Source organism: Sulfurimonas sp. NW15 (assembly GCF_051132285.1).
Classification (GTDB): Bacteria; Campylobacterota; Campylobacteria; order Campylobacterales; family Sulfurimonadaceae; genus Sulfurimonas; species Sulfurimonas hydrogeniphila.
In genome coordinates this window covers 2,102,066-2,116,778 of record NZ_CP093237.1, presented here as the reverse complement: position 1 = coordinate 2,116,778, position 14,713 = coordinate 2,102,066, and the positions used below count along the sequence as shown (strand labels likewise).

Below are 14,713 nucleotides of genomic sequence, written 5' to 3'. Positions count from 1 at the left end.
ACTTCATAATAGCATGACAAAATTGCTCCCTTATGAATTTGTATCGTAAATAAAATTAAAGGACTTAAAAATGGTTACAGTAAATGTAAATGAAGAATATACCAGTATTGAAATTACTGATATGGAAGTTGTAGTAGATATGTTAAATACACTTGAAATAATGTATGTGGAAAGTGAAGAAGATTTTTATGAATCAGTAAGTTTGTTTGAAGACTTGGTAGGAATGAATTACTATACTTTTTTATCTTTAATTATGGATAAAAAGGATTTTGAGAAATTAATTAAATCAAGAGGGGGGAAATAATATGTTAAAACTAACTGCATCAGAAGAAGAAAGTTTAAGTAAATTACCAAAAATAGAACAGATATTAGTTAAAACATTTTTAACTCAATTATCAGACCAAAAAGAAAAGGTTGATATTCAGTCTAAAAAACTTGATGAATTACAGAATGAAATTCATAGACGAAAAGACTCCGGAGAACTACTAAGTTGGGAAGATGTTTTTAAAGTAGATTATGAAATGAATATACTTGAAAATTTGTTAGAAGAATTACGAAGTATGTACAATCAAGTGGAGGTGGTGTAATGAGTTTTATTTTAGATTATTATGATATTGAAAGACATAATGGAAAAGATTATTTAGTAGACACACACAATAATAAAGTGTGTCTAACTGGACGATCTTTAAACGAGTGTTATCGTATGCTTGTCTCACTTGAAAATTGTACAGATTGTATTGACTGCGAAAACCTATATCAATGTAATGAGTGTATTGAATGTTCTGATAGTTCAGAGTTAGATAATTGTAGTCAATGTAAATTTTGTGAATATGGAGATTTTTTAGTTGGAAAAACTTTTTATAATGGTAAAGAAAAATATGAAATAGATGAGAACCTTATAGATTTTTACAATGAGTGTCAATATGGAGGTGGTTATGAATAAAATAAGTAAGTATAAAACTCTTGAGTTAATAAAAAATAATCCATATTTTAAATGTAGTTTCATAAAAAAAGACAACTCTTTAAGACATATGATTTGTTCTTTTGAAATGAACCAAAAAGTAGATAACTCATTAGTTTTAGTATGGGATTTGGAAAATGATAATTATAGAAATATTAATTTAGATACTCTACAAACTCTTACAATTAAAGATATATCTTATAAAATTGTATAAATTAGAGATAAAACTCTAATTTATACATAAACCTTCCTAAAATTTAAATTGCCCCATTATGTTTATCCTGCTAAAATTATCGTATGAATAAGAAATCAAAAGACACTATAAAAGAAGTTATTGAAGAACTTTTAAAATTACGAACAGAGAAATTACATCAAGACAGAATAGTACAGCTTTCAAGTTATGGTAGTAATGAAGACTATGATGATAAACGAAAAGCAATGAAAAAGCATCAACTAAAAACAATAAGTATGTTCTATAAGCCACTTGTTAAGTTAAATCATCTTTTAGATAAAAAAGAACAGAATAAAGAAGTTATTGATTTAGAACAACAGATGAGAAAAATTCAAGCAAAAAAATATATATCAGTAAAAGAATTATCAGAAATATATAATATATCAAAAACTTCACAGCAAAATTATAGGGGAAGAATACATAACCCTTTGCCATATCACCAAAAAGTGGAGGGTGGAAAGATTACTTATATAGTTGAAGAAGTTGAAAAATGGTTAGAAAACCAACACAAATAAAGGAGTTTAAACCAGAATGAAGTACATAAAAAAGTACATAAGTTTTTTATGTACCTCTCTTAAACATCTTAAAATAGGGTTATATTTTAATAAAATACAAATGTGGGGCAACGGGTTATAATTTTTCTCAAACTTCACCTGCCCCTTTTGCAGTTCATTTGACACAGGAGATGATCCCTTTTGATGAGCTAAAAGAAGTGTTTCATCAAGAAATCATCAAATAATTTTATAAAACATCAAACCTGTCTAAATTCATGACTTTATCCCATGCCGAAATGAAGTCATCTACGAACTGTTCCTTTTTGTCATCCTGGGCATAAAATTCTGTTTGTGCGCGCAGTTGCGAGTTCGCACCAAAAATTAAATCTGCACGTGTTGCCCTGTATCGAATTTCGCCGTTGTGGCGGCCCTCAAACAAGCTGTGTGTTTCATCTGCCGGTGACCATGATAAATTCATATCTGCCAAATTGACAAAAAAATCATTGCTGAGCACTTCTTTTTTATCGCTGAGCACTCCATAGTCACTTTGGCTATAATTGACCTCGAGCACTCTCAGCCCACCGATGAGCACTGTCATTTCAGGAACACTCAGTGTCAATTGCTGTGCTTTGTCGAGTAAAAGACGTTCAGCAGCTACCTGAGACTCTTTTGGAAGATAATTTCTAAAGGCATCTCCCTCTTTTGGTTCAAGGTATGCAAAGCTGTGAACATCGGTCTGCTCCTGTGTTGCATCAACTCTTCCCGGCAGGAAAGGAACTTTTTTTGCATAGCCGCCATTGTGTACAGCTTTTTCAAGTGCCGCTGCTCCTCCAAGGATAATCATGTCCGCAAGTGAAATTTTATTTTTATGATTTTCATTGAAATCTTTTTGAATTTCTTGCAAAACAGATAATACTTGTTGCAGCTGTATCGGATCGTTGACTTGCCAGTTTATTTGTGGTTCTAGAGCAATTCTTGCACCATTGGCACCGCCTCTTTTATCTGAATCTCTGTAGCTTGCAGCAGATGACCAGGCGGTATACAGCAGCTCGGAGATTTGCAGGGAGCTTTGTAAAATCTCTTCTTTAAGAGCCTCTGTCTCATCGTCATTTATCAGCGTATCCTCATTAACAGCAGGAAGCGGATCTTGCCACAAGAAGTCATCTTGCGGTACTTCCGGTCCAAGATAACGTGATTTTGGACCCATGTCCCGATGTGTCAGTTTAAACCATGCTTTTGCAAAACTTTGGGCAAATAATTCCGGATTTTCTAAAAAAGAGCGGGAAACTTTTTCAAATTCAGGATCCATTCGCAGTGCCAAATCTGTTGTAAACATAATTGTTTTGTCTTTTTTCCCTGCTATATGTGCATCAGGGGCCAAATCTTCTGCATCAGGATTGACAGGGACCCATTGCCACGCACCTGCAGGGCTTTTTTCAAGATTCCATTCATATTTAAACAGAATTTCAAGATAGCTGTTGTCCCATTTTGTAGGAGTCGGTGTCCAGGCACCTTCCAAGCCGCTTGAAATAGTATCGGCTCCTTTGCCGCTTTTATAGCTGTTTTTCCAACCAAAGCCCTGTTGTTCCAATGGGGCTGCTTCAGGTTCGGGACCTACATACTTTTGAGGATCAGCGGCTCCATGGCTTTTGCCAAAGGTATGTCCGCCTGCAATAAGCGCAATTGTTTCTGCATCATTCATTCCCATTCGACGAAAACTTACCCGTATGTCCTCAGCGGCAGCCAAAACATTCGGTTCTCCGTTAGGGCCTTCAGGATTCACATAGATAAGTCCCATCTGTACAGCAGCTAATGGGTTTTGAAGCTTTTTGTCCTCTGAATGGCGCTTGTCTGCAAGCCACTCCTCTTCCTCTCCCCAGTAAATGTCTTCTTCTGTCTGCCAGATATCTTCACGGCCGCCGCCAAAACCGTAAGTCTGTAGACCCATAGATTCCATCGCCACAGTTCCGGCAAGTATCATTAAATCCGCCCAGGAAATTTTTTCTCCATATTTCTTTTTCAGAGGCCATAACAAACGGCGGGCTTTGTCCAGGTTGACATTATCGGGCCAGCTGTTAAGCGGGGCAAAGCGCTGGTTGCCTGTTGCTGCGCCGCCGCGTCCGTCTGTGATTCGATAAGTTCCGGCGCTGTGCCATGCCATACGAATAAAAAAAGGACCGTAATGCCCATAATCGGCAGGCCACCAGGAAACGGAAGTCGTCATAAGCGAAATAAGATCTTTTTTGAGTTCTTCATAGGGGAGTGTCCCAAAAGCTTTTTTGTAAGAAAACTCTGATGTTGCAGGCGTCAGACGCGGATTGTTCTGTGTAAGTATTTTAAGATTAAGCTGATTTGGCCACCATTTTGCGATTTCATCACCATCTACAATGGTATGTTTGTATGATTGCATAATAAATCCTTTAAAGAACTATTTTCTTAATGGAAAATAATTATCCTTTATTATTGCAGAACTAAACTTAAACGATTATTTATTATTAGAAATTTTTACAATTTGTTTCTCTGTGCAATATTTTGAGTAACACAATGGTAAAATAGCATCATGAAAAAAGATACAGACAGATTCGACACAGATATGCATACCTTGGAACTTACAAAAGACGGAAGCTATACGGCCTACTCAAAAGAGTATGCCCAGCACTATCATTCAACAAGAGACGGCGCTCTGCATGAGTCCTTGAAAAAGCATATACTCCCTGCTTCTTTACATGTAAAGGAGAAAAAAGAGGTAGCTATTTTAGATATTTGTTACGGACTCGGGTTTAATACTCTGGCAACAGTATTGCATTACAAAAAATATGCACCGCAGATAAAACTGCATATATATTCTCCGGAGTTGGATGCAAAACTGGTGCAATCCCTGCCTTCTTTTCACTATCCGGAGGAATTTAAAATACTGCACGAGGTAATAACAGCACTCAGTACACAGGGAAGATATGAGGATGAGACGCTTTGCATAGAACTTTTTTTAGGGGATGCACGGGAGTATGTAAACAAATTTGAAAACAAATTTGACATTGTCTATCAGGATGCTTTCTCTCCTGACGCAAATCCGATGCTCTGGACACAGGAGTATTTCAGTGATATAAAAAAGAGTATGAAAAAAGATGCGATTTTGACAACATACTCTACAGCACTCAAAACCCGTCTGGCCTTACATGTAAACGGGTTTTATATCTATTTAAACAAAGGAGAGGATTTCAGAGCTGCAACGGTGGCATCTCTGAGGGAGTTAAGCAACTTTGAACCGGTGAATATGCAACACAAGATTACATGTAACCCTGACGTACAACCCTTGCGAGACAGTGAACTGAATTTTTTGTCACCTGTTTAGTCATTGATAACATCCAAAAACTCTTTTCCAAACTGTGCGAATTTCTTTTCTCCCACACCGTTTACTTCAAGCATCTCTTCTTTGTTGGTCGGCATGTCATTGGCAAGGTGTTTGAGTGTTTTATCTCCAAAAATGATGTAGGCAGGTACCCCCATTTCACTTGCGAGTTCGGCTCTTTTTGCCCGAAGTTTTTCAAATAACTCTTCATCATAATCAAACTCTTTTGCCTGTTTGATCTTTTTCTCTTTTATGTTTATCTGGAGTCTGGAAGATTTGATATCTACAAGTTTTTGTGATTTGAGTACGGCTATGGCATCATTTGTGAGTTTTAAAACGCTGAAATCACCCAGCAGTAAGATTTTTAATTCCAAAAGGCGTTCAATGATGACAAACCACTCTTTTTTGCTTAGTTCCAAGCCGATGCCATAGACTGAAAGCTTGTCAGCACCGTTGGCAAGCAGCTTTTGTTCAGTGGAACCGCGAAGAATATCTATGATGTAGTTTTTTCCAAAACCCTGATTGGTCTTGTAGATTGTACTGAGAATCATTTGTGCCTCTTTGGTGATATCCTGGCGTTTGTCATCGGATGTCAGACAGTTGTCGCAGCGTTCTTTACAGGCATCAAGAGTGTCGTTAAAGTATTCGGCAAGCTGTTTGTGAAAGCAGATCTCGCTGGTGGCATATTTGTATATTTTGTCTATTTTTGTATCAAGATGGGCTTTGTACTCTTCATTTTCGATATCTGCCAGAAATCGTTTATGCTGTGCCATATCGCCTGCATTAAACAGCAACAGCACTTCGCTGTCTTCACCGTCACGTCCCGCACGTCCGATTTCCTGATAGTAGTTCTCCTGTGACTTTGGCAGGCTCATATGCACGACAAAACGGATGTCGCTTTTATCTATGCCCATGCCAAAGGCAATGGTCGCCACCATAATGTTGATCTTGTCGTTGACAAAGATTTTAAAATTCTGTTCTCTTACATGTTGAGGCAGGCCTGCATGGTAGGCAAGAGATTTGTAGCCGTTGACATTTAAAAAAGTGCTGAGTTCTTCGGCTTTTTTTCGCGAACTCACATATATGATTCCGCTTTCGTCTTGGTGTCTTGCCAAAAAGTTTTTGAGCTGTGCATGACCGTTGCTTATGCGTCTTTGCGCGGAAATAAAGATATTTTTGCGAAATACTTTTCCTTTGAGCAAAAGAGGGTTTTCAAGACGCAGTTCTCTTAAAATATCCTGTGTGACATTGTCTGTTGATGTTGCGGTAAAAGCGGCGATTGTCGTATGTGGAAAGTTGTGTTTCAGATTTCCCAAGGCACGATAATCATCACGAAACTCATGTCCCCACTGCGAAATACAGTGTGCCTCGTCAATCACAAAAAAGTTTACATGTAAACCGTGCAGCAGTTCAATGGTATGTCCGTTGTTTAAGCGTTCGGGAGAGAGATACAAAAACTTTAAAGCACCGCTGTATGCCTGTGATATAATATCCTGCACCTCTTCATAACTTTGTGCCGAACTTATCATTTGTGCAGATATGTTTTGTGCCTGCAGTGCGCGTACCTGATCCTGCATCAGGGCGATAAGAGGAGAGATGACAATAGTAATGCCCTCCATCATCATCGTCGGGAGCTGATAAACAAGAGACTTTCCGCCGCCGGTTGGCAGTATCATCAGTAAATCCTGCCCCTTTAAGATGGCATCCACACCCTCTTCCTGGAGTTCTCTAAAGCTGTTATGTCCGAAATTGTCTTTTAATATCTGATTTTTGATTTGTACTCCATTGGTTGTCAACTTTTTTTCTGCACTGCTGATTGTTGTTGCTTTGCTTTTTCTCTCAGCCCACCCTGAAGGATGGGTTCCTGACATTTATTTTCCCGGAATTGGTACTTCAGTGCCGACTGCTGCAACTTTCCTGCCGTTTTCAGCCCGCACTACAGAAAAAAATTAATAATTTGCACTTATTCGATCTACTTCATCCCATGAGAGTGAAGTTGATTTTTGATGTTTGATGATATGTGCGACGTACCGGGCAAACATATCTGTCTCGACATTGACACGACTGCCTTTTTTGTAGTTCTTAAAAAGTGTCTCTTTCATTGTATGGGGAATGATAGTCAGACGAAAACTGTTTTCGTCGACATCATTGACCGTAAGGCTGACCCCGTCTATGGTAATGGAGCCTTTTGGCACAATATAGGGAATAAATTTCTTCTCTACTGTGATAAAAACATCATAAGAGTTGCCGTTGTTTTTGATCTCTTTAATGGTGCCTACAGTATCAACATGTCCCTGAACGATATGCCCCTCAAACCGGTCACCCATTTTCATAGCAGGTTCTATATGCACCTCGTTTTTATAATTTTCTATGGCCAAAAGTTTTTGGCTCTCAGGAGAGAGTTCTACGGCAAAGCCGTCTGGATTTACTTTTACTACGGTTAAACAGGCACCGTTTACGGCAATTGAATCACCGATACCGGCTTTGTATGTTGCTCTGATACTGAGAGTGGAACCCACAAAGCTTTTCACTGTTGCAACTTCTCTGATTAGTCCTGTAAACATATATCTGTTTCTCCTCTGCCTCATGAGAGGCTAGCGCAGTGAATCGGGACGTGTTCCGATTCACGTGTTAAAAAACTAGAAGACGATTTTACCGTCTTCTTGAAGACCCTTAATGATAGCTTTGGCTTTTTCATGTCCTTGATAGGCAGCTTTTCGGCACAGGTCAAGGGCTTTGTCATGATCCTCTTCACAGCCTATTCCCTGATCATACAGGAGTCCAAGATTATACAGCCCTTCTGTGAGTCCGCCATCAGCTGCACGCTTGAAACAGATAAAAGCTTTTGCATCGTTCTGTATCACGCCATGGCCCTCTTTGTAGAGTGCGCCAAGATTGTTAAATGCCTGCAAATGTCCGCGTTTTGCCGCCTCTTCATACCAAAATGCGGCTTCTGAATAGTTTTGCATACAGCCAAGCCCGCGCTCAAGCATAAGCGCAACTTCATACATGGCAGGCGGAACGCCTCTTGTTGCCGCTTCCATATGCAGCTCATATGCTTTGAACATGTCATGTTTGACACCGCCAATACCGTTTTCATATAAAATAGCGAGATTAAAAAGGGCATAAGGCTGTTTTGCCTCGGCTGCCTTTGTGTAGAGCTCCAGTGTTTTTGCCTCATCCTTTTCACACCCCTGTGCCATTTGGTGCATATAGCCCAAAGAGGTTTGCGCATCGGCATTGCCTTCTTGGGCAAGCTGTGTATAAAGTTTGTATGCAGTTTCAAAATCACCGGAATTATAGGCTTCGTTTGCTTTTTGTATCATTATTCTTCATTCTCCGTACGAATTGGTTGTCTAAAAGTTGTTGTATTGCCTTTGGCGGCTGCTTTTGCTTTTCTTACTTTTTCTAATAATTTTTCTTTGCTGCTGAGATGTTCGTCCCGTATTTTATGCTTGTAACTGCCGTCAATTTCTGGGTCATAAACCAGTATTTCGGGTACATAATCTTGAAATAAATCTGTACGCATCTTAAAAACCTCAGGTAATTTACTTTATATTATGCAAATGATACTGAAAAATGATAAAATTCGCATTAATAAAGTAAGTTTATATAAGTAATTTAAGGGCATCTCTAAAAACCCTGATATCCCTCAAAGCCAAAAAGAGGAGTGAGATTGTGCAAAACTTTTCTTGAAGCATAGCCGTAGCTACGGTGATCGAAAATTTTGTGCAAGATTGCTTCTCTTTTTGGCTCCGGCAGGGCATTATAGCAAAAGCACTACTGCTTCGTTAAAACCACTTGAAGCTACTCGTAGCTCCTGCGTAGTTTTGCCTTGCATTAGTACCTTCGCTATAATGTTGAGATATATCAGGGTTTTTAGAGGTGCCCTTAATTAGCCCATTCTCAAAAAATTAAACTACTTATATAAACAAGCTATGCTAACAGGATGTATAAATGAATTATGATGTAATAGTAGTAGGCGGTGGACATGCCGGTATAGAGGCTTCTTTGGCGGCAGCTCGAATGGGGAACAAAACACTGATGATTTCCATGCTTGCGGAAAATGTCGGGGCAACTTCCTGTAATCCTGCCGTAGGCGGACTCGCAAAAGGGCATTTGGTACGTGAGCTTGATGCACTCGGCGGCGAAATGGGACTCATTACCGATGAAGCGGGCATACAGTTTCGCATACTCAATCAGACAAAAGGGCCTGCAGTTCGCGGAAGCCGTGCACAGATAGATATGGACAAGTACCGTGTAATCGCCAGAAATGTTGTACTCAATACGCCTAATCTTGATTTGGCACAGGATACGGTTGAATCATTAATCATAGAAGAAGATGAGGTAAAAGGTGTCCGCACAGCATTGTTAAATGAGTACAGAGCCAAAAAAGTCATCATTACTTCGGGGACATTTCTCAACGGTATAATCCATATAGGCGAGGTGCAGCAAGAGGGCGGACGTTTTGGAGAACCACGAAGCGTCGGACTTTCTGCTTCGCTTAAAAATGATGCAGGGCTGAGTATGGCACGCCTCAAAACCGGTACCTGTGCGCGTATTGACAGTTCGAGTATTGATTTTTCCGTCATGGAAGAACAAGACGGGGATGCCTTGCCGAATCCTTTCAGTTTCAGAACAGACAGAGAAAAATTCCGTGCGACAAAAAAACAGCTGCCGTGCTATATCGCCTATACAAATGAAACGACACACAAAATCATTGAGAGCAATTTTTACAGAGCCCCTCTTTTTACGGGTCAGATTGCAGGAAAAAGTCCGCGATACTGTCCTTCTATCGAAGACAAAATAGACAAGTTTCCCGACAAAGAGCGACACCATCTTTTTTTGGAACCGCAAACCATGGACAATACAGAGATCTATGTCAACGGGCTCAGTACCTCTTTGCCTCCTGAAGTGCAAAGAGAAATGATTCATTCGGTTAAAGGAATGGAAAATGCAAAAATTGTCCGTTACGGCTATGCCATAGAGTATGATTTTGTCGATCCGCGTGAACTGAAGCACTCGCTTGAAACCAAAAAAATCAAAGGTCTGTATCTTGCCGGACAGATAAACGGGACAACAGGCTATGAAGAGGCGGCAGCACAGGGAATTATGGCGGGAATCAATGCTTCTTTGGCATTGCAAAACAAAGAACCGCTTATTTTACGTCGTGATGAGGCATACATCGGTGTACTGATTGATGATCTGGTCACAAAAGGAACGAACGAACCGTACAGAATGTTTACTTCGCGTGCAGAGTACAGACTCCTTTTGCGTGAAGAATCAGCGGATGTACGACTGGGAAAATACGGACATGAACTTGGACTCATCTCCGATGAACAGTATGAAAAAATCAAAACAAAAGCCCAGCAGATACAAGAGGGTGCCAAACTTTTGGAAGAGACAAAATTTACACCAAACAAAGAGTTTAATGCACTGTTGGCATCTATGGACGAACAGCCGCTCAAGGATGTCTCAACCGCACAGCAGCTTATTGCCCGTAAAACATTTGATGTACAAAAGATGGTCACGATTGTGCCGGAACTTGACAAGTATGATGACTATATAAAAGAAGAAATTTTGGTGGAGGGAAAATATGCCCGTTACGTTGACAAACAGAGCCAGGAAATAGAACGTATGAAAAAATATTTGAAAGTCAAAATACCCGAAGGGTTTGATTTTACGGGTGTGAGCGGACTCTCCAAAGAGGTACAGGAAAAACTGGCGGCTTTTTCTCCGCCGACACTCCAGGCAGCGATGAATATCAGCGGAATTACACCCGCAGCAATTGAGATACTGCATATATATATCAGAATGGCTGCAAAAAAACTATGAGAACTTTTTATTATGTGCATACGGGGCACAGAATAGGCCTGGACAGATTTCGCAGGGCAGTGGCGATACTCAATGCTTTAAAAGATGAAAATATTACACTGTTGACAAGTGATTATCGCATTGCACAGGCGGCACGTGATTTTGGCATACAAAAGAGTGTGGGGATTGATGTTGTCAGAAATATCCCCCAAATTGCCCATAACGGCGACAAGCTGATTTTTGATTCTGCAGAGGCAAATCCTGTTATGCTTGAAGATATGCGAAACTATTTTTCAAGATTTGTGAGAATCAGCGATAAGCCTGATGAGGTAAAAGCGGAGAATGAATTTTTGCTCTCTCCCTATTTGGAAGATGAAGGTATCTGCAAAGCCGTGGTTGTAGCTGACAAATACTTTACATGTAAAGAAAAGACAGTACCACTCTCCTATTTTTTCGGAGATGATGATTATGAAAAAGATTTGGAAAAACATGTAGATTTTATAGAAGATTTACGTTCACATTTGCAGCTTGGATTTTATTATTTTCTAGATTATGAAGAAATGTTAAAAACAAGATTCGTTCATTATTTCGAATTTGAAGAGTATGATGAGATGATAATGCAGAGTGAAGTTTTAGTCACAGCTTCGCCACAGGCAGTGCTGGATTCTTTAGCCTCTGGCGGGAAACCTGTTTATATACAGAGAGAAGATTACACACGGGATTTTATTCCTCTGTTTGAAAGCTTAAATATTCCTGTCGTTTATAATTATGATAAAAATCACTTAAATGTGATATTAGAGACTGTTTTTACGAGAAATTATGAAATAATTGAAAAAAATAGTAACAAAACAGCAAACTTTCTAAAGGAAAGCTTAAATTTATAAATAATTAAAACTTATTTGGTATATAATAAGGATTGAAAATTGAATAAAGAAGAGAGAAAACATGAAAAATAATAGCCGTAGAGGTTTTATGGGCAAAGCGTTTGGTGCTGTTGCCGGTGTGGGTGCTGTCGCTTCATTGTACGCGATGAAGAGATCATGGGATCCTTTACCGAGCGTCAAAGCAGCCGGATTTACTACTCTGGACATGTCTCAATATAAAGAGAATGAACTGGTAGTGGAAAAATGGAGAGGGAAGCCTATTTTTGTTTTAAAGCAGTCCAAAGAGATGCTTGAATCATTCGATAAAAATATAAGTCAGATTACCGGAAAGTCAACTGCAGAGATGGACAAGAAAAGATTGATTAAAGTAGGAGATGATTATTTCCTTATATGTGTCGGTCTTTGTACGCATCTTGGATGTATCCCAGGTTACAACCCTGATGAAAAAAGTTTCTTATGTGCCTGTCATGGCGGTATGTATGATGACACGGGAATGGTAACGAAGTCTCCGCCTCCACGTGGTTTGGACATTCCTCCGTTTAAAGTGGATGGTATGAAAGTAGTGTTAGGTGAAACATCACCGGAATATGAAAAAATGCTTGCCGATGGCATAACACTGAAAGTATAGGGTAAAGGAAAGATATGGCACATTTTACAAAAGCAACAAGCCTGCACGATTGGTTAAATCAACGCCTTGGCATTGATACACTCAACCGTGTTTTGGCGACGGAATATTGGATCCCTAAAAATATTAACTTTTTATGGGCAATGGGTATGATACTTGCGATTACATTCGGACTGTTATTGATATCGGGTATCTTTTTACTGATGTATTATCAACCGAATATCGATTTGGCATTTGACAGTGTAAACTACACGATAATGCAGGAAGTCGGTTACGGCTGGTTATGGAGACATGTTCACGGTGTAGCGGCATCTGTAGTGTTCCTGATAATCTACATTCATATGTTCACAGGGATATATTACGGTTCATACAAGAACGGTCGTGAAATGATTTGGATTTCAGGGATGCTTTTATTTGTTGCGTTTTCAGCAGAAGCATTTTCAGGATACATGCTCCCATGGGGTCAAATGTCTTACTGGGCAGGTATGGTTATTACCAATCTTTTTAGTATGGGCGGATTACATATGGACGGTTTGGTTGAGTGGATTCGCGGGGATTATGTTCCTGCACAGGCATTTTTGAACCGTTTCTTTATGTTACATGTATTGCTTATTCCTTTGGCAATCATCGGTCTTATCGGATTACACTTCGGTGCGCTTCGTATTCCGCATGTAAACAACCAGGACGGTGAAGAGATTGACTTTGATGTTGAAGCGAAAAAATATTTGGCCGGCGACAAAGCAAATTCAAAAGTAATTCGTTTTATGAATGACTTTTTGGCAAAAGATATGATGGTTGTGGGAATTTTCCTCATCCTTTTCTTTTATCTTGTCTTTTATCATTATGATTTTGCAATGGACCCTGTAAACTTTGACCCTGCAAACGGTCTGAAGACACCGACGCATATTTACCCTGAGTGGTACTTCTTGTGGTCTTATGAGATTTTACGTCCATTTTCAACAAATGTCGGACTGATTGCATTTGCTTTTGCACAGGTTATTTTCTTCTTGTTACCATTTTTAGACAGAAGCCCAAATGCAGTGCCTGCGTCACGTCGAGGTCTGTTCAAATACTGGTTTTGGGCAATGTTGATTGACATGATTATACTGACGGCAATGGGTAAAGTTCCGCCAGAAGGTGTATTTAGCGCTATCGGTTTTTATGCGGCTATAACGTTTATCGGTTTATGGATAGCACTTCCATTTATCACAAAATTTGAAAAAAAAGTTTAAGGAGTAAACAGTGAAAGAATTATTTATATTAGTGGTCGTAACTGTATTTACTCTTGTGACATACTATTTGGTTGAGCCGTTTGCACATTCACAAATGCACAAGCATGTAGAAGGTGAAGGGTTTGCATACAAAGATTTACCGGCATTGACAAAAAAAGGTGATGCTGCACGTGGAAAAGACCTGGTCATGGGTGCAGGTGCCTGTGTTGGTTGTCACAGTATCGAGGTTGCCGGTATGCCGGCTCCGATGGATCCTGTAACTGCAGCACAAAGCTACGGTGTAAACCCACCGGATTTATCAAATGCAGGAGTTGTTTTCGATGCTAAATTTTTAGCGGCACTCATTAAAAACCCTGCACATGCTTTAATGCTTGAGCATAAATACAATGAAAAAAGCGGTAAATCCTATCCGATGCCGCAGTTCTACGGAGCCGGCGGAGATATGGATCAGGAAGTGGCTGACATGGTTGCCTACTTACAGTCAATTGCAGTACCGCAAGAGAAATTAACGCCAAATATGGCATTTGAAACAGCTTGTGGAAGATGCCATGCAATTCACTATCCGTATTCGTTGGATGGTAAAATTCATGCACCATGGACACAAATCGGAGAAAAACCGACATTCAAACACAAGCAGGATGAGTTGGCATTTGAAACAAAAGTGCTTGATTATCAGGACGCTTTAACAAAATATCTCGGTACCTTGCCACCGGATTTAAGTATGTATATCCGTTCTCGCGGAGAGCACTACATCAAAACTTTTGTTGAAGATCCTCAAGCGTATCTTAAAGGAACTGCGATGCCTCGTGTAGGTGTGACTGCAGAAGCTGCTGATAAAGTGATTGAGCATCTTGAAAATGTCGGAGATTCCAAACGTCACAAAAGAGAAGAAATCGGTAAATATGTTATGATATATATTATTATCTTTGCAATATTTGCTATTCTTTGGAAAAAAGAAGTGTGGAGAGACTTGCACTAGTCTTTTTCTTTGGGTTTCCATACTTTGTGTGGGAACCCATTCCTTGGTTATTACAATCAATGTTATTAAGTTAAGCGACTTTTGGGAACCCGTACTTCAGTGCGGGCTGAGAGTGGCAAGACTATTGCAACAGCCGGTACTGA

The 14,713-nt window shown here is 39.6% G+C and carries 16 protein-coding genes; 11 read left to right on the top strand and 5 right to left on the bottom strand.

The window, feature by feature from the left end:
• Positions 1-70: 70 nt before the first annotated feature.
• The 5 genes from MLC52_RS10915 (at position 71) to MLC52_RS10895 (ending at position 1,708) form a co-directional block, all read left to right on the top strand.
• On the top strand, positions 71-304 hold the full coding sequence (locus tag MLC52_RS10915) for a hypothetical protein (RefSeq protein ID WP_434580444.1): 234 nt from the start codon (positions 71-73) through the stop codon (positions 302-304).
• A gap of 1 nt (position 305) precedes the next feature.
• Entirely contained in the window at positions 306-587 is a 282-nt protein-coding gene (locus MLC52_RS10910) for a hypothetical protein (protein ID WP_434580442.1), read from the top strand.
• Complete coding sequence (locus MLC52_RS10905) at positions 587-943, top strand: hypothetical protein (protein WP_434580441.1); 357 nt, start codon at positions 587-589, stop codon at positions 941-943. Before MLC52_RS10910 ends, MLC52_RS10905 begins: the two co-directional genes overlap by 1 nt.
• Positions 936-1,175 carry a hypothetical protein gene (locus tag MLC52_RS10900; protein WP_434580439.1) on the top strand — a complete coding sequence of 80 codons (240 nt, stop codon included), beginning with the start codon at positions 936-938 and terminating at the stop codon, positions 1,173-1,175. The genes MLC52_RS10905 and MLC52_RS10900 overlap by 8 nt, the downstream gene beginning before the upstream one ends.
• A gap of 83 nt (positions 1,176-1,258) precedes the next feature.
• Complete coding sequence (locus tag MLC52_RS10895; protein ID WP_434580437.1) at positions 1,259-1,708, top strand: hypothetical protein; 450 nt, start codon at positions 1,259-1,261, stop codon at positions 1,706-1,708.
• A gap of 226 nt (positions 1,709-1,934) precedes the next feature.
• Here the strand turns inward: MLC52_RS10895 and katG are convergent, their stop codons facing one another.
• Positions 1,935-4,097: a catalase/peroxidase HPI gene (katG, locus tag MLC52_RS10890; protein ID WP_434580436.1), complete on the bottom strand. Its 2,163-nt coding sequence runs from the start codon at positions 4,095-4,097 to the stop codon at positions 1,935-1,937.
• 150 nt (positions 4,098-4,247) lie between these two features.
• Here katG and MLC52_RS10885 point away from each other — a divergent pair, with 150 nt between their 5' ends.
• Positions 4,248-5,039 carry a tRNA (5-methylaminomethyl-2-thiouridine)(34)-methyltransferase MnmD gene (locus tag MLC52_RS10885; protein WP_434580435.1) on the top strand — a complete coding sequence of 264 codons (792 nt, stop codon included), beginning with the start codon at positions 4,248-4,250 and terminating at the stop codon, positions 5,037-5,039.
• On the opposite strand, the gene recQ is transcribed toward MLC52_RS10885, so the two are convergent.
• From recQ to MLC52_RS10865, 4 genes are all read right to left on the bottom strand, one after another.
• The gene (gene recQ / locus MLC52_RS10880) at positions 5,036-6,907 is read right to left on the bottom strand and encodes a DNA helicase RecQ (protein WP_434580433.1); all 1,872 of its coding nucleotides are present in this window, start codon (positions 6,905-6,907) and stop codon (positions 5,036-5,038) included. The two genes, MLC52_RS10885 and recQ, sit on opposite strands and share 4 nt — an antisense overlap.
• A 78-nt stretch (positions 6,908-6,985) precedes the next feature.
• A complete protein-coding gene (gene ribE, locus MLC52_RS10875; protein ID WP_151899467.1) occupies positions 6,986-7,600 on the bottom strand; it encodes a riboflavin synthase in 615 nt (204 codons plus the stop codon).
• A gap of 75 nt (positions 7,601-7,675) precedes the next feature.
• Complete coding sequence (locus tag MLC52_RS10870; protein ID WP_151899468.1) at positions 7,676-8,362, bottom strand: tetratricopeptide repeat protein; 687 nt, start codon at positions 8,360-8,362, stop codon at positions 7,676-7,678.
• Positions 8,362-8,565, bottom strand: coding sequence for a hypothetical protein (locus MLC52_RS10865; RefSeq protein WP_151899469.1), 204 nt, complete (start codon positions 8,563-8,565; stop codon positions 8,362-8,364). The genes MLC52_RS10870 and MLC52_RS10865 overlap by 1 nt, the downstream gene beginning before the upstream one ends.
• Before the next feature lie 428 nt (positions 8,566-8,993).
• On the opposite strand from MLC52_RS10865, the gene mnmG reads away from it, so the two are divergent.
• The 5 genes from mnmG (at position 8,994) to MLC52_RS10840 (ending at position 14,570) form a co-directional block, all read left to right on the top strand.
• Entirely contained in the window at positions 8,994-10,871 is a 1,878-nt protein-coding gene (gene mnmG / locus MLC52_RS10860) for a tRNA uridine-5-carboxymethylaminomethyl(34) synthesis enzyme MnmG (RefSeq protein ID WP_434580431.1), read from the top strand.
• Complete coding sequence (locus MLC52_RS10855) at positions 10,868-11,734, top strand: hypothetical protein (RefSeq protein ID WP_434580430.1); 867 nt, start codon at positions 10,868-10,870, stop codon at positions 11,732-11,734. The genes mnmG and MLC52_RS10855 overlap by 4 nt, the downstream gene beginning before the upstream one ends.
• 61 nt (positions 11,735-11,795) lie before the next feature.
• Positions 11,796-12,362: a ubiquinol-cytochrome c reductase iron-sulfur subunit gene (gene petA, locus MLC52_RS10850; RefSeq protein WP_434580428.1), complete on the top strand. Its 567-nt coding sequence runs from the start codon at positions 11,796-11,798 to the stop codon at positions 12,360-12,362.
• A gap of 14 nt (positions 12,363-12,376) precedes the next feature.
• On the top strand, positions 12,377-13,591 hold the full coding sequence (locus MLC52_RS10845) for a cytochrome b (protein ID WP_434580426.1): 1,215 nt from the start codon (positions 12,377-12,379) through the stop codon (positions 13,589-13,591).
• 10 nt (positions 13,592-13,601) lie between these two features.
• Positions 13,602-14,570: a c-type cytochrome gene (locus MLC52_RS10840; protein WP_434580425.1), complete on the top strand. Its 969-nt coding sequence runs from the start codon at positions 13,602-13,604 to the stop codon at positions 14,568-14,570.
• Positions 14,571-14,713: the final 143 nt, after the last annotated feature.

Bases quoted from the DNA above. Each gene is read 5' to 3' on its own strand.
- MLC52_RS10915 (WP_434580444.1), top strand. From the start codon at position 71: ATGGTTACAGTAAATGTAAATGAAGAATATACCAGTATTGAAATTACT.
- MLC52_RS10910 (WP_434580442.1), top strand. From the start codon at position 306: ATGTTAAAACTAACTGCATCAGAAGAAGAAAGTTTAAGTAAATTACCA.
- MLC52_RS10905 (WP_434580441.1), top strand. From the start codon at position 587: ATGAGTTTTATTTTAGATTATTATGATATTGAAAGACATAATGGAAAA.
- MLC52_RS10900 (WP_434580439.1), top strand. From the start codon at position 936: ATGAATAAAATAAGTAAGTATAAAACTCTTGAGTTAATAAAAAATAAT.
- MLC52_RS10895 (WP_434580437.1), top strand. From the start codon at position 1,259: ATGAATAAGAAATCAAAAGACACTATAAAAGAAGTTATTGAAGAACTT.
- katG (WP_434580436.1), bottom strand. From the start codon at position 4,097: ATGCAATCATACAAACATACCATTGTAGATGGTGATGAAATCGCAAAA.
- MLC52_RS10885 (WP_434580435.1), top strand. From the start codon at position 4,248: ATGAAAAAAGATACAGACAGATTCGACACAGATATGCATACCTTGGAA.
- recQ (WP_434580433.1), bottom strand. From the start codon at position 6,907: ATGTCAGGAACCCATCCTTCAGGGTGGGCTGAGAGAAAAAGCAAAGCA.
- ribE (WP_151899467.1), bottom strand. From the start codon at position 7,600: ATGTTTACAGGACTAATCAGAGAAGTTGCAACAGTGAAAAGCTTTGTG.
- MLC52_RS10870 (WP_151899468.1), bottom strand. From the start codon at position 8,362: ATGATACAAAAAGCAAACGAAGCCTATAATTCCGGTGATTTTGAAACT.
- MLC52_RS10865 (WP_151899469.1), bottom strand. From the start codon at position 8,565: ATGCGTACAGATTTATTTCAAGATTATGTACCCGAAATACTGGTTTAT.
- mnmG (WP_434580431.1), top strand. From the start codon at position 8,994: ATGAATTATGATGTAATAGTAGTAGGCGGTGGACATGCCGGTATAGAG.
- MLC52_RS10855 (WP_434580430.1), top strand. From the start codon at position 10,868: ATGAGAACTTTTTATTATGTGCATACGGGGCACAGAATAGGCCTGGAC.
- petA (WP_434580428.1), top strand. From the start codon at position 11,796: ATGAAAAATAATAGCCGTAGAGGTTTTATGGGCAAAGCGTTTGGTGCT.
- MLC52_RS10845 (WP_434580426.1), top strand. From the start codon at position 12,377: ATGGCACATTTTACAAAAGCAACAAGCCTGCACGATTGGTTAAATCAA.